This window comes from Paenibacillus sp. J22P277 (genome assembly GCF_059383675.1).
Map to the genome: position 1 here is coordinate 328258 of NZ_JBXENS010000004.1, position 22087 is coordinate 350344.

At 55.2% G+C, this 22087-nt stretch carries 18 protein-coding genes; 4 read left to right on the forward strand and 14 right to left on the reverse strand.

Annotation, left to right across the window (positions count from 1 at the left end; all coding sequences use genetic code 11):
- Positions 1 to 10: 10 nt before the first annotated feature.
- The 6 genes from AC50YL_RS14890 to AC50YL_RS14915 form a co-directional block, all read right to left on the reverse strand.
- Complete coding sequence (locus tag AC50YL_RS14890) at positions 11 to 760, reverse strand: YveK family protein (RefSeq protein WP_494832985.1); 750 nt, start codon at positions 758 to 760, stop codon at positions 11 to 13.
- Positions 761 to 780: 20 nt separating this feature from the next.
- Positions 781 to 1440 (reverse strand): CpsD/CapB family tyrosine-protein kinase, encoded by a 660-nt coding sequence (locus AC50YL_RS14895; RefSeq protein ID WP_494832986.1) that lies wholly within the window; start codon positions 1438 to 1440, stop codon positions 781 to 783.
- A 118-nt stretch (positions 1441 to 1558) separates the two neighbouring features.
- Complete coding sequence (locus tag AC50YL_RS14900) at positions 1559 to 3382, reverse strand: glycosyl hydrolase family 28-related protein (protein ID WP_494832987.1); 1824 nt, start codon at positions 3380 to 3382, stop codon at positions 1559 to 1561.
- Between the two features lie 30 nt (positions 3383 to 3412).
- On the reverse strand, positions 3413 to 3934 hold the full coding sequence (locus tag AC50YL_RS14905) for a tyrosine-type recombinase/integrase (protein WP_494832988.1): 522 nt from the start codon (positions 3932 to 3934) through the stop codon (positions 3413 to 3415).
- A gap of 30 nt (positions 3935 to 3964) precedes the next feature.
- Positions 3965 to 4969 carry an LCP family protein gene (locus AC50YL_RS14910; RefSeq protein ID WP_494832989.1) on the reverse strand — a complete coding sequence of 335 codons (1005 nt, stop codon included), beginning with the start codon at positions 4967 to 4969 and terminating at the stop codon, positions 3965 to 3967.
- A gap of 36 nt (positions 4970 to 5005) precedes the next feature.
- On the reverse strand, positions 5006 to 5782 hold the full coding sequence (locus tag AC50YL_RS14915) for an SGNH/GDSL hydrolase family protein (RefSeq protein ID WP_494832990.1): 777 nt from the start codon (positions 5780 to 5782) through the stop codon (positions 5006 to 5008).
- A gap of 258 nt (positions 5783 to 6040) precedes the next feature.
- Between AC50YL_RS14915 and AC50YL_RS14920 the strand changes: the two genes are divergently transcribed.
- The gene (locus tag AC50YL_RS14920) at positions 6041 to 6409 is read left to right on the forward strand and encodes a helix-turn-helix domain-containing protein (RefSeq protein ID WP_494832991.1); all 369 of its coding nucleotides are present in this window, start codon (positions 6041 to 6043) and stop codon (positions 6407 to 6409) included.
- Between the two features lie 202 nt (positions 6410 to 6611).
- Here the strand turns inward: AC50YL_RS14920 and AC50YL_RS14925 are convergent, their stop codons facing one another.
- Both AC50YL_RS14925 and gltB read right to left on the reverse strand, forming a co-directional pair.
- On the reverse strand, positions 6612 to 6758 hold the full coding sequence (locus tag AC50YL_RS14925; protein ID WP_494832992.1) for a hypothetical protein: 147 nt from the start codon (positions 6756 to 6758) through the stop codon (positions 6612 to 6614).
- Between the two features lie 327 nt (positions 6759 to 7085).
- Complete coding sequence (gltB, locus tag AC50YL_RS14930) at positions 7086 to 11690, reverse strand: glutamate synthase large subunit (protein ID WP_494832993.1); 4605 nt, start codon at positions 11688 to 11690, stop codon at positions 7086 to 7088.
- A gap of 388 nt (positions 11691 to 12078) precedes the next feature.
- On the opposite strand from gltB, the gene AC50YL_RS14935 reads away from it, so the two are divergent.
- Positions 12079 to 13428 carry an SGNH/GDSL hydrolase family protein gene (locus AC50YL_RS14935; protein WP_494832994.1) on the forward strand — a complete coding sequence of 450 codons (1350 nt, stop codon included), beginning with the start codon at positions 12079 to 12081 and terminating at the stop codon, positions 13426 to 13428.
- A gap of 183 nt (positions 13429 to 13611) precedes the next feature.
- Here the strand turns inward: AC50YL_RS14935 and AC50YL_RS14940 are convergent, their stop codons facing one another.
- From AC50YL_RS14940 to kapB, 3 genes are all read right to left on the reverse strand, one after another.
- On the reverse strand, positions 13612 to 15627 hold the full coding sequence (locus tag AC50YL_RS14940; RefSeq protein ID WP_494832995.1) for a YhgE/Pip family protein: 2016 nt from the start codon (positions 15625 to 15627) through the stop codon (positions 13612 to 13614).
- 302 nt (positions 15628 to 15929) lie between these two features.
- Positions 15930 to 16520, reverse strand: a complete 591-nt coding sequence (locus AC50YL_RS14945) for a TetR/AcrR family transcriptional regulator (RefSeq protein ID WP_494832996.1) — start codon at positions 16518 to 16520, stop codon at positions 15930 to 15932.
- A gap of 109 nt (positions 16521 to 16629) precedes the next feature.
- Positions 16630 to 17022: a kinase-associated lipoprotein KapB gene (gene kapB, locus AC50YL_RS14950; protein ID WP_494832997.1), complete on the reverse strand. Its 393-nt coding sequence runs from the start codon at positions 17020 to 17022 to the stop codon at positions 16630 to 16632.
- 255 nt (positions 17023 to 17277) lie between these two features.
- On the opposite strand from kapB, the gene AC50YL_RS14955 reads away from it, so the two are divergent.
- On the forward strand, positions 17278 to 18390 hold the full coding sequence (locus AC50YL_RS14955) for an MGDG synthase family glycosyltransferase (RefSeq protein WP_494832998.1): 1113 nt from the start codon (positions 17278 to 17280) through the stop codon (positions 18388 to 18390).
- Positions 18391 to 18490: 100 nt separating this feature from the next.
- On the opposite strand, the gene AC50YL_RS14960 is transcribed toward AC50YL_RS14955, so the two are convergent.
- A complete protein-coding gene (locus AC50YL_RS14960; RefSeq protein ID WP_494832999.1) occupies positions 18491 to 19708 on the reverse strand; it encodes a C40 family peptidase in 1218 nt (405 codons plus the stop codon).
- 348 nt (positions 19709 to 20056) lie between these two features.
- Entirely contained in the window at positions 20057 to 20296 is a 240-nt protein-coding gene (locus tag AC50YL_RS14965; protein ID WP_494833000.1) for a KTSC domain-containing protein, read from the reverse strand.
- A 185-nt stretch (positions 20297 to 20481) separates the two neighbouring features.
- Between AC50YL_RS14965 and AC50YL_RS14970 the strand changes: the two genes are divergently transcribed.
- Positions 20482 to 21441 (forward strand): L-lactate dehydrogenase, encoded by a 960-nt coding sequence (locus AC50YL_RS14970; protein ID WP_494833001.1) that lies wholly within the window; start codon positions 20482 to 20484, stop codon positions 21439 to 21441.
- A gap of 83 nt (positions 21442 to 21524) precedes the next feature.
- On the opposite strand, the gene AC50YL_RS14975 is transcribed toward AC50YL_RS14970, so the two are convergent.
- Complete coding sequence (locus AC50YL_RS14975; RefSeq protein WP_494833002.1) at positions 21525 to 22013, reverse strand: zinc ribbon domain-containing protein; 489 nt, start codon at positions 22011 to 22013, stop codon at positions 21525 to 21527.
- Positions 22014 to 22087: the final 74 nt, after the last annotated feature.

Genomic DNA, 22087 nt, shown 5'->3' on the forward strand with positions numbered 1-22087 from the left:
CACATCCGATTCAGGAGTTCAACGACATTGGCTGCTCTTTGACTTTGTTTTTCAATTTTGACTTTCTTGATTTTATTTCCATCGCATTCGCTTTAGGAATAATCGCAACGGTTGGATAGCCGATCACATCCGTTACATCCTCTTCGGTCTTAATCGTAACATCCAGATACTCCAACAGATGAGCCAAACCGATTCCCAGGATTAGCGAAGCGATGAACGCAACGATCACGTATAGCGCGGGGTTGAGGCTGACAGGAGCGATATCGCTCGTGAATTGTTCGGGCGCCAGGTTGAGGATGACCACGTTATCGATCCGCATGATTTTGGGGATTTCCGCGACAAAAACATTCGTGACTGCATTTACGATTTTCGCTGAACGTTCATAGGACTCGTTTTCGGCTGAAATCGAAATGATTTGCGTGTTTTCATCGGAATTGACGCTCAATTGCTCCAATAGATGCGGCGTGGTTAAACGAAGATCCGGATTTAATTCAACGACTTTGTTCAGTATCGTCGGATTCAAAACGATTTTTTTGTAGGTATCGATGAGTCCTCGATTTGCCAGCAAGCCGTCGTACGACAATGTATTCGTATCTTCGGTTCTCATCATTTTGTTCACGACCATATTGCTGGTAGCCTGATATTCGGGCTTCAAGATGTAGTACGCGTAATAAACCGTTGCCCCCGTTATCAGGATGAAAAGCGTCAGCACAATACCCAGCCTCTTGGTAACTACTTTGACGAACTCTTTAATTTCCATGACTCTCCCGCCTACCTTCCTTAAGAACCCATATATCTTTTATCAATCTTATTGATGACCACGCCCAGGATCTTCGCATGCACATGCTCCATGCTCATTTTCACCTTACGAATCAGATCCTTCTTTACTTTGCCGTATTGTACGATTAACAGAACGCCGTCGCTCTTAGCCGCAATGATTTGCGCATCGGATACCGTTAGAGCAGGAGGCGTATCCACGATAATGATGTCGAAATGCTCCTTATACGCCGTCAGCAGCAATTCCAAATTTTTATTGGATAAAATGTCTGAAGGATTCGCCGGAGTAGGACCCGACGTGAGCACGGATAAATTCGGAATATGCGTCTCGCGTACCATTTCATGAATGCCGTGCAGATTTTGCAACAAACTGCTTAAGCCGCCGGTGTTGCGAAGTTTGAAAATATAGTGCAATGAAGGATTCCGAAGCGCTGCGTCGATCAGCAGCACCTTTTTATCCGTCTGAGCAAATGCAACCGCCATATTGACGGCCGTCGTTGTCTTGCCTTCGCTATGCTGGGACGAAGTTACCGTGATAACCCTCGGTTTATATTCGTCCTGGCTCAAATCGATATTCGTTCTAAGCGTACGATAGGCTTCGGATACGGGAGACGATGGATTCACGTCCATTATGATTGGCTTCTTAACCGTTTGCAGCGCCATCTAGACACCTCTTTTTTATAGTAGACTTCGATTGTTTTTGATACAATTCGTATCATACGCCTCACTCTAAATTAAGATACGAAATGAATCTTGTCAAGCCAATTGTTCAGAACACGTTTTAATCAATACTTCCAAACGATTTCCAGCCATTCGCCGTATACGTCCAACCGATCCTGCCTCCCTCAGCAGGAGAACCGTTGAACACGATGTCACCGATTTCGCCAGGCTGTTCCGGAATCATATCGGCGAAGCGAATTTCCCTGCCTACGTGAAGCTTGGAGCCCGCCAACAGCTCCGAGCCATAAGGCGCTTGCATGGTGATATTCGGAACAAGATACACCCCGAATAAGTCGAGTTCGAATGGCCCGTTGATCGTAAACGAGATTTTATTGCCGTCGACCGCTCTCAGATGCATGCATTGCGTAAATCGTTCCATGCCGCTTGGCCATAACAGGCTTGGCACGGCTTTGCGGCTTCCCGCTTCAACCGCCATGGGCATTGATTTGCCTGATCGATTGCTGCCGACGATGAACAGCGTATAATCGGGATACTTATTCATGCTCTCGACAGTCGTCATCCATATTCGGGATGAACCTGTGTCGCGACTGGAGCTTAACCGGCAGCCTGAAGGCTCCAATTGTTCAAACCGAATCGCTTCTCCCGTCACTTGGACATTATTCGGAATGCCGTCTCGAACATTCGAATAGAGTCCCGGGTTAGAGATCACGTTGTGCCCCGCGTTTCCCATGACGGACACCGTTCTCCGCTCCCAATCCTGCTGGAAAGGAGTAGCATCCTCGTACCCCATGACGGTCACGCAACCAACGGGGTCATCGATCATGGATCCATGCACGGCGTCTTGATGGTTGGATTGCAAACAATAATTCAGATCGCCCACGATAATTTTTCTGGATCTGGTGGATTTGCTGTCCACGGATACGATAAATCCGCTCTGGTAGTTAAACGGCGTGATCGCGTAATGATCCACCCGGCAGCCGTCGATGCGGACGTTGGAGCTATGGCCCTTTATGCCGACGAAGCTCTCGAACGTCGCTTCGGCATGGCAGCCCATAATCGATACCGCGTGCGACTGATCGATCGTAATCAACGGCGCTTTGCTCTCTGGATCCTCCAGTCGTTCGAAAGCACAATTATCGACTTGTACGCCGTACGTGCGAAAGAGTTCAAGGTGACTCCGGTCAACCGTCAACGTCGAGAAGAAGCAACTTTCAATACGCGCACATAATTGCACGTCCTCCAGTCTAAGGCCGGTGCCCAAATACCCTTTCTCGCTCCAAAACCTGCAATTCGTCAACGAGATCATATATGCGCCCGACCCTTTTTTATGACCATTCGACTTGGCGCCTTCAATTAGAACGCCGTATTTTCCTTTTCCGCACGCGCTGGAGAAGAACCGCTCGAATACCTGATGTGCGCCTTGCGGCAGGCGAATACCGCCTCCCCTTGCGTGATTGACATAGAAATCCTTGAACGACACGCTTTCGGCCAATTCATGAACGGACTGAATCGCATATTCCGAACCCGTGTATAAGATCCCCGAATCATACATCCCCGCGCCAACGATCTTAAAACCAGAACCGGACGTTCCTGCCGTATTGGGACGCTCCGTAACCGGAAGTTCGATCGTACCGGAGCATACGTACTTCCCTCTTGGAAAGTACAGGATGCGGTTTCCATCGGACGCAGCCTTGACTGCTCTCATAATGGCTCGATAATCATCCGTGACTCCGTCTCCTTTTGCCCCGAAAGCTTTGACGTCCGTGTATTGGTCCGAAAGATCAATCTCTTGGCGAATGATCGTCGTTTCCGATTTTCGAAACGGCCATTTTATTCCTGCCGCAAGACCCACGGCAACCCCGCTTAATATGTACAACGCCCGTCTTCTGGTTATAGGGTTTTCCATTTTGCCACGCCGATCCATTAATAGCCCTCCTATCAAGACTAGGGCAGGCTATTCAGCTTCCAAGCCGGCTCCGATATACCGAAGCGTGACTGAAGGAGCGGAATGATTGAAATACTCTTTTAACAGCCTGATATCACCTGTCCGTTTATAAAAATGATAGCCGAAGGTTTTGCGCATCGTATGCGTCCCGATATCCGATAAACCTACTTCCTTCGCCGCCTCGTTAAGAATGCGGTAGACCCGAACCCTTTTTATTGGCGTTCCCGTACGTTTGGAGCTGAATAGATAGTGCTCTGCATCAAGATTCAGATTCCGGCAATATTGTTCGATAATCATTTTCATATGATCGTCAAGGGTAAAGCGCTTTTCTTTTCCCGTTTTGCTTTCAATGACCTTAATTTCGTTCTTTCCAATTAAGTCACCGACGCGCAAGTGCAGCAAATCATGTAAATGGAGCCCCGAACGAATGCCGATTGCGAACAGCATCCAGTCCCGCATCGAGCGGCGAGACAAATAAGCTTCCATTTGTTTAATCGTAGCCGGATTTCGAATCGGCTTGACACCTTGCAATGGTTAGCACCCCCTTTCCGCAGGCGCGAATTACCTCAGGTACTTATCGCTTAGTCCAGCCAACAGTTGCTTGTCGGGAATCCAATAATACAGCTTCGACCCCACCATCGGATCCATCTCGTAGCCGCTACTTCCCGGAACCTGGACATAATCAAAATCGTCCTTCTTCATGCCCTTCAGCAACCATGCCAAGCTGATTAAGTCGTCCTCTTTCAGATTGGTATCCAATATATCCGACTTCAGTTTCACAAGAAGGCCGGCCAATTCGGGAAGATGTTTCGGACTTAGCAGCTGTTCCGCGACGGACTGCAAAATCTGCGATTGTTCGGTTTGCCGTCCGAAGTCGCCGTCATTGAATGCCCATCGTTCGCGGACGAGTCCCAGCGCGGTTTTTCCATCAATGATTTGATCGCCGGGCGGAAGCGTTACGCTTATTGCCCGCAAAAACAATGCTTCATTAATATGAACATTGACGCCGCCGATCGTATCGATAAAATTCTCGAATCCTTTAAAGTCCGTTTTTATGTAATAATTGATCGGAACATTCAACAAGTTGCTCACGGTCTGCAGCGCGGTTTGCGTCCCTTCCTTCGTGCCGCCTCTCAGTTCCCCCACGATATGAGCGTGATTGATTTTAGTCATTCCGATGCCATCCACATAGACCCTAGTGTCCCGTGGGATGGATACGATATTCGCTTTTCCTTCCTTCGGCTTCACTCTGACGACCATAATGACATCCGACCTTGAGTTTTCGTTGCCCCTGGCATCAAGTCCGAGGACGAGTACATTGAATGCATTTTCATCCTGATTGTCGTTTTCTTGATTTGTCGAAGCTGCGGGATCAGAATTATCGGTACGCATGGAATCGTTTGCGCTGTCTTCGCTCTTGGTTTCGCTCTGAATCGGTTTTACAAGGACGGGAATATCCGTATGGGAAAAGTGACGCGAAGGAAGCAAAGCATAATAACTGTAAGCACCTCCCCCTATCAGTAGAACGGTTATCGATAATAGACTGAGCTTTAGCCATCTCTTCACGTCTCGTCTCCCTTTCTTTCGTCTGCGGCGAAACCGTTATCGGTAAGTCATCAAAAATTCAGATACGATTCCGCACCAAATTTCATAACCTCGATCATTCGGATGAATGCCGTCCTGCGATATGACATCCTGGAGTTTCAAATTATTTTCTTTCAGAGAAACAAAAAACTCGTTGTAAACATCGAGATAAATCCATTTTTTTTCGGCCGCGTGCTGCTTGGTTTTTTCCGCATAATCGCTATAACTTAATCCAAGTTTGTTCTTGGCGTCATTATCGCGCTCGGGATTCGGAGATTGCACGACGATCAACGCATTGGGAAGACCCGTTTGGAGTTTTTCTACGATTGCGTCTAAGTTACTCAGCGTCGTCTCGATCGGCAGCGGGGCCTTCACATCGTTCAAGATACAAGTTTCGAACAGAACCAAGTCCGGCTTCGAGCGAATAATTTCATTGATTTGAGCGGTATTGTCGAGCATATGTTTAGTCGTGAACCCTGGATTACCATCATTGACGATTTCGATTTTATGGGACAGGGGCTTCATAGCGTCGAGGAAGTCAAAAAGTCGGTTGGGCCACGTGGTCTTATATCCGCTTGCACCCGATCCCCGCGTCACGCTGCTTCCAAGCGCAACAATCGTAACCTTGCCTTTTGTCGCGGCAGTCTTCTGAAGCTTCTGCACGATGGACGGCTTATTCAAAGCGGGCTTTGGGCTCAGCTCCGTACGATCATGCGATGGATACATCCAGAAAATAAAAAAAATAACCGCGACCGATATTGGTGCTGAAAACAACACGACAGATCTCCTTTTCATACGTTTCCTCCTTGATTTGCAGAATGATCGAGTTCCGCTTGCGTCATCGTGAATAGAATGATAATCCGTGGCAATACTTAATACTAAAAAGCGACGATACAGTTCGTAACATGTATATTGCTTACTTTAAGATACGTTTTGTATATTGTCAATCCTATTTTTATAATTATGGCCCTATTTTGCGACGTTTTGTTTCATTGAATGCAAAAAACCACATATTCTATTAATATGAGTATATTGATAAGTAGGAGGAAAATAATGAATATCGGCAGCCGGATTTCTAAACTGAGGGACGACCGAGGTTGGACTCAGGAACAAACTGCAGGACTACTTGGGATTTCGCGTGCAGCCTTGTCTCATTATGAAAAGAACCGTCGCGAGCCGGACACGGAGACATTGTCTAAGTTTGCGGACTTATTTAAAGTTTCAGTGGATTATTTAGTTGGACGAACGAACTTGCCTCAAAGTGTTCTAGACGAGCCGGTCAGAGATTTTGTGGACCATTTAGAACTATCGGAAGCCGACATTTTAAGTAGATATGAATTAACGATAGATGGTCTAAAACTGTCCCCTGAAGAAGCGCGACGGTTTATCGCCTTTGTAAGAACAGAACGTAGCATGAAATAGCCAATAATAAGCATCGCTTTATTAAAATGCACTCCTGAGGTTAATTCACGAGCGCATTATTTATAAAGCCTATACAGCAACAGATGATGTGAAATTAATAAAGCTGCTTTCGGATAATCCCGAAAACAGCTTTTTCCTTTTATTTATTCGTTTCGATTATCTATGTAGCGGTTAATAATTAGGATTAGGAAAGTTACGTTTGTTATTTATCGCCCACATTTAATTGAGGCAGGTCATCGGGCCAGTTAGCAAGATTAATACCAAGCTGCTGTACGATCGTTTGAATGTCCAATACCACTGCTGGAGGTTTTTTTTCGGCTTCCTGACTTTCAATTTCGCTCCTCTTCATTCCCCAATACCTTCTCTCTTTAAATGTCTTTCTCTTTTGAACAGTCGGCTCCTGAATCACGGATGTTTCAAAACCATCCTTTCCACTCGACTTCCTCCATTGGATTTTATCTCTACAATGATTGTCTTTATCTAGTATAGCCAAAAGAATTCGAAAAGGATGTCGAAGGTTGTGGGACCATTCTCACAATTCACTTGTTATTTTGTCGATTATGAGAGAATTATCCAAATTTGTTAATAACGCTAACATTTAGCTAATAAATATTAAAAAAGCTGACAGCGAATAAATTCGCTGCCAGCTTTTTATTGTCTATCACTTTATTACGACTTAATTCCCGCCCACGCGCGCGAGTTCTTTCATATTGGCTTCAAAGGCCGCGAGCAGCGCTTCGTCGCCGGCGAGGCCGGTTTGTTCCATTTTCTCGATTTGCTCGAGCATTCGTTTGTAGTCTTTCGGGATGACCTTGACGAACTTGGTCAAGGACGTTTCCCAATCGGACAGCAGACGGTCAGCCACCGCGCTGCCGGTATACTCGGCGTGGCGCTTCAGCATGCGCTGCAGCTCTTCGACGTCGCGGGTTTCTTCGACGCGCTCGAGCAGCACCATTTCGATGTTGCAGTGCTTGTAGAAGTCGCCGGCTTCGTCCAGGATGTAGGCGACGCCGCCGGACATGCCTGCCGCGAAGTTGCGGCCGGTTCCGCCGAGAATGGCGACGCGTCCGCCCGTCATGTATTCGCAGCCGTGGTCGCCCACGCCTTCGACGACGACGTTCACGCCGGAGTTCCGGACCGCGAAGCGCTCGCCCGCGATACCGCGGATATACGCTTCCCCGTTCGTCGCGCCGTAGAACGCGGTGTTGCCGATAATGACGTTCTCTTCCGCCTTGAAGGTCGCCTTCGGAGACGGAGCGACGATGATCTTGCCGCCGGAAAGCCCTTTGCCGACATAGTCGTTGGAGTCGCCTTCCAAGGAGAGCGTAATGCCCTTCGGCACGAACGCGCCGAAGCTTTGGCCAGCCGAGCCGACGAAGTGGAACGAGATCGTGTCTTCCGGCAGACCTGCTGCGCCATGCTTGCGGGTCACTTCGCTGCCCACGATCGTACCGACGACGCGGTTGATGTTCGTGATCGGCAGCGTCGCGCGCACGCGCTCGCCCGACTCGATCGCCGGCTGGGCCAGCGTCAGCAAATGCTGCATGTCGAGCGACTCTTCCAATTTATGATCCTGCTGCTGCGTGTTGTAACGGGCGGCATCCTGAGGAACCTCCATTTGGTGCAGCAGCGGACGAAGATCGATGCCTTTCAGCTTGTAGTGATCGATCAGGTCTTTGGTTTGCAGACGGTCCACGCGGCCGACCATTTCGCTCACGGTGCGGAAACCGAGCTCCGCCATGATCTCGCGGTATTCTTGCGCGACGAACAGCATATAATTCGCCACGTGGCTCGGATCGCCCATGAATTTCTTGCGCAGATCCGGGTTCTGCGTCGCGACGCCGACCGGACACGTGTCCAGCTGGCAGACGCGCATCATGATGCAGCCGAGCACGACGAGCGGAGCCGTCGAGAAGCCGAATTCTTCCGCGCCGAGCAAGGTAGCGATCGCCAGGTCGCGGCCGTTCATGATTTTGCCGTCCGTCTCCACGACCACGCGGTCGCGAAGGTTGTTGAGCATCAGCGTCTGATGCGTCTCGGCAAGGCCGAGCTCCCACGGCATGCCCGCATGGCGGATGGAGGCGAGCGGCGATGCGCCCGTGCCGCCGTCATAACCGCTGACGAGGATGACGTCCGCGCGGCCTTTGGCTACGCCCGCGGCGATCGTGCCGACGCCTACTTCGGATACGAGCTTCACGTTGATGCGCGCGCGAGGATTGGCGTTCTTGAGATCGTGAATCAGCTCGGCCAGATCCTCGATGGAATAGATGTCATGATGCGGCGGAGGCGAGATGAGGCCCACGCCCGGCGTGGAACCGCGGACTTCGGCTACCCAAGGGTAGACTTTGCGTCCAGGCAGCTGGCCGCCTTCGCCCGGCTTCGCGCCTTGCGCCATTTTGATTTGGATCTCGTCGGCGTTGACCAAGTAATTGCTCGTGACGCCGAAACGACCGGAAGCGACCTGCTTGATCGCGCTGCGGCGGGAATCGCCGTTCGCGTCCGGAATGAAGCGCGCCGGATCCTCGCCGCCTTCGCCGGTGTTGGAACGTCCGCCGATGCGGTTCATCGCGATCGCCAGCGCCTCATGCGCTTCCCGGCTGATCGAACCGTACGACATGGCGCCCGTCTTGAAGCGTTTCACGATGGATTCCACCGATTCGACTTCGTCCAGCGGCACCGGTTCCGAATTGAAATTGAAATCGAGCAGCGAGCGGAGCGTCAGATGCTTCTTGTCTTCGCCCTGCACGAGCGCCGAAAACTTCTTGTACAGCTTATAGTCGTTGGCGCGGGAAGCCATCTGCAGCGTATGGATCGTCTGCGGGCTGAACAGGTGGTCTTCGCCGTCTTTGCGCCATTGGTATTCGCCGCCGGAGTCCAGCTCCTTGACGCGGCCTTCCTGTTCGGCGAACGCGCGGTTATGGTGCTTCAGCGTTTCATCGGTAATCACGTCGAGACCGATGCCGCCGATGCGGGTCGGCGTCCACGTGAAGTACGCGTCGACGAGCTCTTCCGTCAAGCCGACCGCTTCGAATTGCTGCGCGCCGCGATACGATTGAATCGTCGAGATGCCCATTTTGGACAAAATCTTCACGACGCCCTTGGTCGCGGCTTTGATGAAGTTCTTGACCGCTTTCTCGTGCGTCACGCCCTTGAGCAGGCCTTGGCGAATCATGTCGTCCAGCGTCTCGAAGGCAAGATACGGATTGATCGCGCTCACGCCGTAGCCGAGCAGCAGCGCGAAGTGATGCACCTCGCGCGGCTCGCCGGATTCCAGCAAAATGCTGACCTTCGTCCGGGATCCCTCGCGAATAAGATGGTGATGCAGGGCGGATACGGCCAGCAGCGAAGGAATCGCCGCGTTCTCGCGATCCACGCCGCGGTCGGACAGGATCAGGACGTTATGGCCTTTGCCGATGACGCGGTCGGCGGCATCGCACATCTGCTGAATGGCGAAACGAAGGCCATCCACGCCTTCGGCGGCATTGAACAACGTCGGAAGCGTAATCGACTTGAAGCCCGGACGGCGCACGTGGCGCAGCTTCGCGAACTCCTCGTTCGACAGCACCGGCGACGCCAGGCGAATCTGGCGGGCGCTCTCCGGCTCCGGATTGAGCAGGTTGCGCTCCGGGCCGAGCGTCGTGCCCGTCGCCGTGATGATTTCCTCGCGGATCGCGTCGATCGGCGGGTTCGTCACCTGCGCGAACACTTGCTTGAAGTAGTTGAACAGACGCTGCGGGCGCTCCGACAGAACGGCCAGCGGCGCGTCGTAACCCATGGAAGCGATCGGCTCTACGCCGCTGCCGGCCATCGGCTCGAGCACTTTGCGCAGATCCTCGAACGTGTAGCCGAACGCTTGTTGGCGCTGCTCGACCGTATCGTGGTCCGGTTCCGGAAGCTCCGGCGCGTCAGGCAGATCGTCAAGCCCTACGAGATGCTCGTCGAGCCATTCGCGGTACGGATGCTCGGAAGCGATTTGCGCTTTGACCTCTTCGTCGGAGACGATGCGGCCAGCCTTCGTATCGACGAGCAGCATGCGTCCCGGACGCAGGCGGTCTTTATACAGGATGTTCTCCGGGTCGACGTGGACGGTGCCCGCCTCGGATCCGAGAATGATGACGTCGTCTTTGGTTACGTAATAACGCGCGGGACGCAGACCGTTCCGGTCGAGGATCGCGCCGATCTGCGTGCCGTCGGTGAACGCCATCGCGGCCGGTCCGTCCCACGGCTCCATCAGCGTGCTGTGGTATTCATAGAACGCTTTCTTCTCGTCGCTCATGCCTTCGTGATTGGACCACGGCTCGGGCACCATCATCATGGCGGCATGCGGAAGCGAGCGGCCGGAGAGGTACAGGAATTCCAGCGTATTGTCGAACATCGCCGTATCGGATCCGTCCGGATTGATGATCGGCTTGATCTTATCCAGGCTTTCGCCGAACAATTCGGACGCGAACAGCGTCTGGCGGGCATGCATCCAGTTGACGTTGCCGCGCAGCGTGTTGATCTCGCCGTTGTGGATCAGGTAACGGTACGGATGCGCGCGCTCCCAGCTCGGGAACGTGTTCGTCGAGAAACGGGAGTGAACCAGGGCGATGGCGGTTTCCATGGCTTCGTCGTTCAACTCTGCATAGAAAGAACGAACCTGCTCGGTCGTCAGCATCCCCTTGTACACGATTTTCTTGCTCGAGAAGCTGGAGAAATAGAAGCTGTCCGCGCCTTCCGTGCCGGAATAGCGGATCGCCAGCTCGGCGCGCTTGCGGATGACGTAGATCTTGCGCTCGAAGGCAAGCTCATCCTGCAGCGACGCATCTCTTCCAATGAACACCTGGCGAACGAACGGCTTCGCCGCGATCGCGGATTGTCCAAGCTTCCCGTCGTTCGTCGGAACCGTGCGCCAGCCGATCAGCGTCTGGCCTTCCTCGCGGATAATGGCCTCCAACTCGCGCTCATGCTTGCTGCGCACGCTCTCGTCCTGGGACAGGAACAGCATGCCGACGGCGTATTCCCCGCTTGCGGGCAGCTCGATGCCGAGCTCCTTCAGTTCGCGTGAGAAAAACGCATGCGGAATTTGAAGCAAAATACCCGCTCCGTCGCCCGTGTTGGGCTCGCTGCCCTGCCCGCCGCGGTGCTCCATGTTCTCGAGCACCGTCAGCGCCTGCTGAATGATCGCGTGAGATTTCAATCCCTTGATGTTAGCCACAAAGCCCATACCGCAAGCGTCTTTCTCGTATTGCGGGTCGTACAGGCCTTGCTTCGGCGGCAATCCTAAACGGTTCTCTTTCACTGGGATGCAACCTTTCTATGAGAAATTTGTGAATAAACGAAGGAATGGATTCTTATGCATCGAATCCGACTTCATTTCTTGGCCGGGATCGCTTAGAATGAAGGAGTATGAAAACCTTTCCTGCTTGCTTTCATGAGGTCCTTCAAAAAAAGACGCTGAACGGCGGCTGGGTAAAAATGCCGTATTTATCAGCATCTTTCGGCAAACGGGCAAGATGGTGGAATTTCGTTATTATATTATTTTAACATCACGCCATAATGATATCAATTTAATATTTTTATGAATGTGATAAGAGTTCTTTAACGGAGCAACGCGGGCCTGCGGGTCAGCTTTGTACATTTATTTTTCATGAAGACGCATAATTATACAGAGGGATGTGGTCCATTTGATGAGAACGAACAGCAAATCGCCGGGCCGGGCGGCAGTGCTCGCGGCAACGGCGCTATTGGCAATCACGGTCGGCGCGGGAAGCGCGCTGGCGGCAGGACAGCAATCGAATGCTTCGCAAGCGTCATTCGCGCCGCTGCCCTACGCGACGGCGGCTGCGCCGAAAGCGGCCGCGGCGGGCGAACCGCTGCATATCGTCGCCGTGGGGGACTCGCTCACGGTCGGCTACGAACTGGGCATGAACTTATCGTCGATTCCTTACGGTTACGTCGAACGCGTCTATGAGCAAGCGCTGTATCACGGACGTGCCGATCTGAAGAATTACGGCGTCATCGCGCTCAAAACGCCGGGCCTCAGCAAGTTTCTGAAAGCGGCGGCAGACGGAACGGGCATCACCGCCGAAGAGGTTCAGCCGAATTTGTCGACGTATCCGTTGGCGTCGGAAACGGTGGCCAAATCGGCCGCGCTGGCCGCGGATTTGAAAACGGCGGATCTCGTCACGCTGACGATCGGGGGGAACGATTTCACGCCGATCTTCGACGATATTAAAGGAGGCGGCTTGTCGGCCGCCGATCTGCAGGCGAAGCTGGACGCCATGCTGGAGACGTACGTGCCGGAGCTGGAAGCGTCCCTGCGCACGATCTTAAGCTTGAATCCCAAGGCGACGGTCGTCTTCGCGGATCAATACTTGCCGGCGCCGAAGCCTTCCGCGCTGAACCAAGCGGTCACGCAGGAGCAATACGATATCCTGACCGCGGCCGTCGTGAAATTGAAAGGCATGGACGAATCGCTGGCCGCCAAGCTCACGCAGGAAGGCTACGACGTGCGCACGGTCGACGTGTCGGAACCGTTCGCGGGCAAAGAGCTGGCGTACACGTATATTCTGAAAGGCGACATCCATCCGAAGCAGTCCGGCTACGACGTGATGGGACGCGCATTCGCGGAAGGCATCTGGGGAGATTACCGCGACCCCGACGCGCTGCCCGCAGGCACGCCGCTGCGCGTCATCGTGAACGGCGCGAGCTTGAAGGGCGGCAACAAGCCCGTCCTGAAAAACAACACGACGTTCCTGCCGATGCGCGACGTCGCGAACGCGCTGCACGCGACGCTGAACTGGGACAACAAGACCCGAACGGCGACGATCGCCTCCGGCGGCAAGAAGGTCGCTTTCACGATCGGCGCGAACACGATGAAGGTCGACGGGCAAACCGTTCCGCTCGAAACGCCGGCTTACCTGCAGCAATCCGGCGCCAACGCGTACACCTACCTGCCGCTTGCGGCCTTGTCGCGCGGACTCGGCTACCAAGTGGAATACCGGAAGCCGATTGCCACGGTGTTCATCAACTCGTAAGCGGACAGCGACAGTCCTGCAACACGTTCTAATGAATATAAAAGGCGGGATCCTTCGGACAGCTGCAAGCTGCGCCGCGGATCCCGCCTTTTCACGTATGAACGGAGTGGAACGATTGCGTATTTTCATTAATCGTTCAGCCCGGCTCGGTTTGGGGCTCATACGCCAGACAACATGGCTTCATTAAACCGATACCTCTGCCGAGGCCGCCTGGCTCCGTTCCTTGCGGTGCATCATATGGAACACGACGAACGTCAGCGCCGCGAACACCGCGGCGACGACCGCCAGAAACGCCGCGCTGGCGCCGGTGTCCCGCAGCTCGTTGCCGGTCAGGATCTCGCGGAACGCGCGGATCGAGTACGTCATCGGCAGCCAATCGCCGATGCGCTGCAGCCATGCCGGCACGAGCTCCGCCGGATACGTGCCGGCGCTGCCGGTCAGCTGCAGGATGAGCAGCATGACGGACACGAATCGGCCCGGTTGATCCAGCAAGGTCACGAGGAATTGAATGATCATCATGAACGTGACGCTCGTCAGGATCGAGAACCCGACGAACGCGCCCAGATGATTGGCATGCATGCCGATGCCGTACAGCAGGATCGCGTCGGCGATCAGCGCCTGCACGACGCCGACGCCGGCGAAGAGCAGCGCCTTGCTGACGAACCAGCTCCATCCGGAGCGCGGCTTCGTGCCGGTCTCGCGCATCGGAACGACCATCGTCGAGAGCAGCGCGCCTACGAACAACCCGAGCGACAACGCATACGGCGCGAAGCCCGTGCCGTAGTTCGGCACGTCGGTCAGTTTCTGCTCTTCGACATGGACGGGGCTCGCGAACATGTCGTAGAGGGCGTCGGTTCCGGTGACACCCGCGCTTTGGCTGGCGGCGTCGCCGAGCTTGCCCGACAGCTCGGTCGAGCCGCTGGCGAGCTGCGCCGCGCCGCTGGCCAGCGCGGCGGAGCCGTCCGCCAGCTTGCCGGTGCCATCGGCAAGCTGCGCCGCGCCGCGGCCCGCGGCAGCCGCGCCGTCCGCCAGCTTCGCGGCGCCCGCCGCGGCGCTCTTGGCGCCGGCGGCCAGCTCGGCGCCGCTCTTGTCCGCGGCTGCGAGCTGCGCGTGCAGCGCGTCGATGCCCTGCTGCAGGGCGCGCTGCCCCTGCTGCAGCTGCGTACCGCCGGCGGCAAGCTTCGCGCTGCCCCCGGAGAGCTCGGCCGCGCCCGCGGATACCGCGCGGGCCGCGCCGATCAGCCCCTTCAGCGCGCTGTCCTGCGCGGCATCGGGCTGCGCGGCGGCGTACGCGTCCAGCGCCGCCGACAGCTTCGCGGCCGCGCCGGCAAGATCGGCGCTGCCCTGCTTCGCCGATGCAAGCCCTGCGGACAGCTCCGCGCCGGCCGCAGCCGCTTGCTTCGCGCCGCCGCCGAGCTGTCCGCCGGCGGCCTCGAGCTTCCCGAGCCCGGCGGACAGCTTCGCCGTGCCGTCGCTGACGGCGGCCGTGCCGGCCATAAGCCGGCCAGCCCCGCTGTCCAGCGCTTCGACCCCGCCGGCCAACTGCTGCGTGCCGCTGGCCAGCTTCGTTACGTTATCGCGGAGCTGCGCGGCGCCTTGCTCGGCGCTCTTCGCCCCGTCCTCCAGCTTGCCGGCGCCGGCGCTGGCCTGGGCAAAGCCGTCCGCGGCTTCGCCGATGCTGCCGAAGACCGCTTTGGCGTAAGCCTTGGTCACCTGCTGCGAGATCTCGGTCTGCAGCTTCTCGATCGCGGACGAACCGATCTTCGAGGCCAGGTAATTCTCGCTGTCGTTCGTCAAATAACGAATCGCCGCCGGATGCGGTTCTTTATCGAGCAGCGTAGTCGCCTGCCGCGAGAATTCGGACGGGATTTCGATGACATAATAATAATCGCCGTTCTTCAAGCCGCGCTCGGCCTGCGTCCCGTCGACGAACGCCCAGTCGAACGTCTTGTTCGCTTGAAGCTCCTTGACCAAGTCCTGCCCGACGGTAAGCGGCGTGCCCTCGAACTGCGCGCCGGCATCCGCGTTGACGACCGCGACCGGCATCCGGTCCAGCTTGCCGTACGGATCCCAGAAAGCCCCGATCAGCATCCCGCTGTACATGATCGGAATGAACAATATGCCGATGATCGGAATAAGCAGCTTGGGGCTGCGGAGAATCCGATTCATTTCCTTGCCGAATAACGATAAACCCAACATGACTTGCGCCTCCAATGCGGAATGAATAATAAAATCAAAATAACTGAATACTTGACCACTTTGTACTTTTGGTCATTCAATCTCAAAAAAAGAAGCAGCAGGTGCCGCTTTTATTGATCGCCGGTCACGAAGCCGGCCTTCGCCCGCAGCACGTCTCCGTCCATACGGTATCGATCGACTTGCTCAAGATGCCGCTACAAGCGGCGAGTAACGCGCTGTCGGCGGCCTCGCGTCTAGCCGGACGATGCGCGACAACCGGCGACTTCGAGCTTCCATCACACCCCGCACCCTCGGCCGGCCAATCATCTCGTCGCCATGCCGTCGCGCATCAGCTCGTTGAAATACGCCGCCACTTCCTTGCGCGTCAACGGCTCTTGATGCTTGCTCCACTCGGAATTCAGCGCTACGTAAAGCTTCAGCATGACGAAAGCGGTCAGCTTCGGATTGGAAGCGCGAATCTCGCCCTTCTCGACCGCCAGGACCACTTCCTGCTGAATGAAAGCCGTAATCGCCTGCTCCAGCTTCGCGATGCCGTCCTTCGCCATCGGCGTGCCGATGTCCCGCACCTCTTGCGAAAGCTTCACCATCAGCTCGTGCTTGTCGCGAAACAGCAGCAGTTCGTGAAGCACCGCCGACAAATTGTCGAAGAACGTCCGCTCGTGGTCGATCGTCCGTTCCGCCAGCTCGCGCAGCTCTCTTGTGAGCTGGCCGATGATTTCGCCGAAGAGCTCTTCTTTCGTGGCGAAAAACGTGTAGATGGTACCCTTGCCGACTGCGGCAATTTTGGAAACCACCTCCATCGTCGTCGCTTTGTAACCGAACATGGAGAACGATTTCCCCGCCGCTTCCACGATTAGAGCCCGGCGGTCAACCGATTTCTTCGGCCCCGTCATCTGCCGCAGCCTCCTTTATGATCTTATCTGCCATTCAGCATACCACCAATTGACCGAATTTACAATACGGTCAATTGGTCAATTATTAGGTTTTGCGATTCTGCCGCTTCTACGCGCCGTATTCCTTTTCCAGCTGCCTCAGATTCTCCAATCCCCGCTCCGTCCAGCGCTTCAGCCGGTCGAGCGCTTCGATCTCCGCGGTCACGGCCCGCGCCAGCGATGCCTTGTATTCCGGCACCTCGCCATGGAAGGGTTCGATGTCGCCGAACGGCACGTTCGTCTTCTCGGTGTAGCTGAGCGCCCGGCGCTCGTGAAACATCGGCACGTCGGGATTGTAGGGATTGTGCAAATCGCCCTGGTCGGGATGCTTCAGCACGGCAAGCACCTTTATCAGCGCCCGCATGCCATTAATTTCCATCACTTCGCCTGCATAACGGCCTGTTTTATTCGTGAACGCTACTATCGAGCCTGCCTCCGGCATGCGCTTCTCGTTCCCTTGCATTTCTGATCACTCCATTCTCCAGCATTTCCAAGCTTTTGTCCTGCTTGCCAAACTTTTAGACGCCTTCTCCGATTCCGATCGCGAAAAGGCTTCGCGGCCGCCCGACATCGCCGGACATCCATATCTCAGGATAATTTATCCTCGCAATCATACGCAAGTCTCAATTCCAACCTTGTGCTTGCCGTCTGCCCGTCGTAATATGGTAAAGAGAGTTATCATGAATGATCTGATCAGGTACGAGAAGCAGGTGAGATTATGCATAAAAAACGAGTGTTGCTGCTTTCCGAAGGTTTCGGCTCCGGACATACCCAGGCCGCATACGCGCTGGCCGTCGGGCTGCGTTCGCTCGATCCTTCCATACAGACGCGCGTGATCGAACTGGGCAATTTTCTGAACCCGGTCATCGGTCCGCTTATCGTGTCCGCCTATCGCAGAACCGTTACGAAACAGCCGAAGCTGCTTGGCATGGTTTACCGCAGACAATATAAAAAGTCGTTGAACCGGTTCACGCAGCTTGCGCTTCATCGCTTATTTTATACCCATACGTCGCAGGTCATCTCGCAATTGAAGCCCGATTTGATCGTGTGCACGCATCCCGTTCCGAACGCGGTCGTCTCCCGCTTGAAGCGGCTGGGTCTTCGCACGCCGCTCTATACGCTCATCACGGATTACGACGCGCATGGCACGTGGACAAGCTCCGAGGTCAACAAATACTTGGTCTCGACGGTCGAGGTCAAGAAGAAACTGACCGACCGCGGCATCTCCGCGGGACGCATCCAGGTGACGGGCATTCCCGTCCATCCGAACTTCTGGCAGACGCACGACAAATCGGAGCTGCAGGCGCAGTTCGATTTGAAACCGATTCCGACGGTGCTGATCATGGGCGGCGGCTGGGGCATCATGTACAGCGACGATCTGCTCAGCTACATGACGCGCTGGCGCGACCGCGTGCAGCTCATCTATTGCGTCGGCAACAACGAGAAGGTCCGCGAGCGGATGCTTGCCGACCCCGATTACCAGCACCCCAACATTAAAGTGCTCGGTTTCACGAAGGAAATCAACAAGCTGATGGACGTGTCCGACCTGCTCATTACGAAGCCGGGCGGCATGACCTGCACGGAAGGCCTCAGCAAAGGCATTCCGATGCTCTTCTACGAGCCGATTCCCGGCCAAGAGGAAGTCAACTGCGAATACTTCGTGGCTAGCGGATTCGGCGAGATGCTCGAATCGACCGGCACGATCGACAAATGGTTCGAGCAGATCCAAGAACCCTCGTCCGTGAAATACCGAAGCGACCTCATGCATAAGCGCAATCAGCAATACAACCCCATGGAGTGTTCCCGCGTCGTCCTGCAGCTTATGCAGTGACGGCTTTTTTTTGCCCCTTCGAATACCAAAACGGGAAGATCCCTTCGGATCTTCCCGTTTCGCATGTTTCGTTTCTAACTTTCCTACATATTATATAGCCCTACAGTACGCTTCCCCCGAACAAGAAGCGGTAATCCCAATGGCCGGAGATGACGTTCGTGCGGACGCCGCCCGATTCCGTGGAATAGGTTTGCAGGATTTGGCCGTCGCCCAGGTAGATGCCGACATGCGTGATTCTCGCCGTCGCTTTGTTGATGCCGGCGTAATCGGACGCCTTCGTGCCATGGTAATCCATGAAGAACATCAGGTCGCCGCGCTTCAGTTGATGCCAATCCGTCTTGACGTTGCCGCGGTTACGGACGTAATCGCCTTGCTGGCGCGAATCCGACGGCAGAATCAGGCTCGCTCCCTCGCGGAACGCGGTGCGGACGAAATCGGAGCAGTCGAAGGTCGTCGTGGTGTCGCGGTCGGAGCCGAATTCATACGGCGTTCCCCAGTATTTCATGCCTGCGGCGATGACGCGCTCGACGAGCGCGGCATGATCGCCGCTGCCGGGATTCGTGCCGCCTCCGGGCGGATTGCCGCCAGGCGCGGAGCCGCCGCCGTTCACCGTTATGTATTTGCTGTCGGTGCTGACATAACCTGTCGTGCCGTCGTTTGCTTTGATCGCATACCAGTAGCTGTTCGGTTGACCCGTAATGGTCACCGTTTCGCCTTTGGAGAGGTAACGAATTCTTGCGGCATCGGTGGATGGGCCTGTCCGGAACGAAACGGAAGCGACGATCGTCGCGTTGCCCTTCGTGGAGCCGGAACCGTCCGACGGATCGGAGACGCCGCCGTTCGCCGAGATATATTGGCTGTCGGTGCTGACGTAGCCTTTCGTGCCGTCGGATGCCGTGATTGCATACCAGTAACTGTTCGGTTGCCCCGTGATGGTCACCGTTTCGCCTTTGGAGAGGTAACGGATTCTTGCGGCGTCGGTGGAAGGGCCCGTCCGGAAGGAGACGGAAGCCACGATCGTCGCGCTGCCGGAAGTGGCGCCTTCATTGCCGTTGCTTACGATTTCGACGTATTTGTCGTCCGTGGAGATGTAGCCGATCGCGCCGTTAACGTCCTGCACGCGATACCAGTAGGAATTGACTTGCTCTAGAATGACAACCTGCTCGCCTTTTTTGAGATACCGGTTAACGGTGGACGATGTGGAAGGAAGACTGCGGAAGCTGACGCTGGATTGGATTTCCCCGACGGTCGTTGCCGCCGACGTTGCCGCGGAAGCCGCAGCCGGGAGCATTAATGAAGCGCCCAAGACAAAGGTCAATAGCGCTGCTGTACTCTTCTTGATGTTGATCTTCCTCTCTTCTTCTAAGTCGTTTGGAATGCTCGCAACTTCTTGCTGTCTTCATTGTACGGAACCCTCCTAAAGGACCATATCGTCCGCCCGTCTCATTTGTCGAAATCCACCGTAGTCCAATCGAACCATGAATTGGTTTTGCTTCCATCAAAAAAGACGCCCCATATCGGGACGTCGTTCGATAAACCGTAAGTATACACTGGAACGAGTCACTCTACAAAATGTTAACATCAGGTCCTAACACAGCATCTTAAGCCCTAACACGCCGCCTGGCCGAAACGTTGCATGTAAATAATGCCAAGTACTCTTTTCCGTCTATTTTTGTTCATATTCCGGGAACAGGCCGTGCAGCTGCTGCTCCTCGTGCTGGCATTTCTTCATGATGTTCATCAGCGTGTCGTACCGGTTCGGGGAATCGATTACGGACTGGTAGTCCTTCTTGCCGATTGACGAGAAGATGGCCACATCGCCCGTATGGTAATACAGATACAAGGAAGATTCATCCTCATTGTACGAGCAGAACGCGATTTGCTTGGATTCCACGGGTACCAGCATTGTAAACGCCTCCCAATTAAGTATTCGCAAGCCCATTATTATATATATCCCAACATTACCCATTCAAGCACCAAAATGAATCAGCATTTGCCCATGGTAAACGTTTCCGCGCGGAACAGGGCGAATATCGGCATTTATCGGCCATACAATGGAAGTACATCTCACATCGAAGGGATTTGTTCGTCATGGGAAGCAAAGCGCGAAAGGTCGTCATCGTCGGCGTCGGTTACGTAGGTTCCACATGCGCGTATTCCCTGATCAATCAAGCGGTCTGCGACGAAATCATGCTCGTGGACCGTACGCCCGAGCGCGCCTATGCGCAGGCGCTCGATCTGTCGCACTGCATGGATTTCGTGCACGCGCGGACGAAAATCACCCCGGGCACCTTCGCCCAGTGCGGCGATGCGGACGTCATCGTGCTCTGCGTGGGCATCCGGCCGAAAAATATCCAGAGCCGGCTGGAGGTGTTGGAGTCCGCGTACGAGATTCACGAGCCTCTGGTCGGTCAAATCATGGCGAGCGGCTTCGCCGGCATCCTGCTCGTCGCCTCCAACCCGGTCGATATCGTCACCTATGCGGTCTGGCGCCTGTCCGGACTGCCCCGCAGCCAAGTGATCGGCTCCGGCACCTCCATCGATACCTCGCGGCTGAAGACGCTGCTCTCCTACTACCTTCCCGTCGATCCGCGCAGCGTGAGCGGGTACGTGCTCGGCGAGCACGGCGATTCGCAATTTCCCGTCTGGTCCCATGTCACGATCGGCGGAAAGCCGCTGCTCGACATTCTCGCCCAGCATCCCGCCCGCTTCGGCCATCTGAAGCTGGACGACATCGCCCGCCAGACGAAGGAAACGGGACTTGAAATCTACAAGGTGAAAGGCTCGACGTACTACGGCATCGGCAATGCGCTCGCGTATATCATCCGCTCCGTCCTGAACGACGACCATAAGATCATTGCCGTGTCCGCGATCCTCGACGGCGAGTACGGGTACGCGGATCTTTGCCTCGGCGTGCCGGCCATCATCACCCGGTCCGGCATGCGGGAGATCGTGGAGCTGAACCTGTCGCCCTTCGAACAGGAGCAGCTCGCCCAGTCCGCCGCCGTCATCCGGCAGGCCATCGCCAGCCTGCCGCTTCCGCCTGCGTAAGGCTATCGCCGGCTAACGCAAAAAAGCAATCCCGGCGCGCGCCATGCGGCCAAGATTGCTTCGTGCAGCTGATTTGATTCCTCTTAATACGTGTGCTCGGCGGCCGTGCTGTTCATTCCCGATCCGCAGGACACGCAGAACTTCGCGTTCAGCTCGTTCTCCGTGTGGCATTGATTGCAGATTACGACGATCTCGCCGATCGTCGTCTCGACCTTGGGGTCTTCGGCCAGCCCAGCACCGCAATCCGGGCAGAAGCGGGCGTCGAGGGCGACGACCTTGCCGCAGGTGCAGGTTTTCTCGTTGCGTGTCACCTTGATGCGCTCTTCGAGCACCTTGATGTCCCCGTGCAGCTCGTCAGCCTCGCGGCAGCAATCCAGCACCTCTTGCTCGGTGGAGGAGATGTCTCCCGCCTGATGGCCGCGGTACACCGCCGTGCCGATTTGCATGCAAAGCTTCTCGATGTCTTTCTCTTTGCCGGAGATTTGGGCTTTCAACTTCGTGATTTCAACGGTCTGCTGCGCTTTCTTGGCCGCATCCGATGCTCCCTGCTTGACTTTATCGAAAAAGGACATAATAAATCGACTCCTTTATAAATTCGTCTAGCTTTGTCGCTTTCGCTTATTTTACCATATCCGGCCTGGCGAAT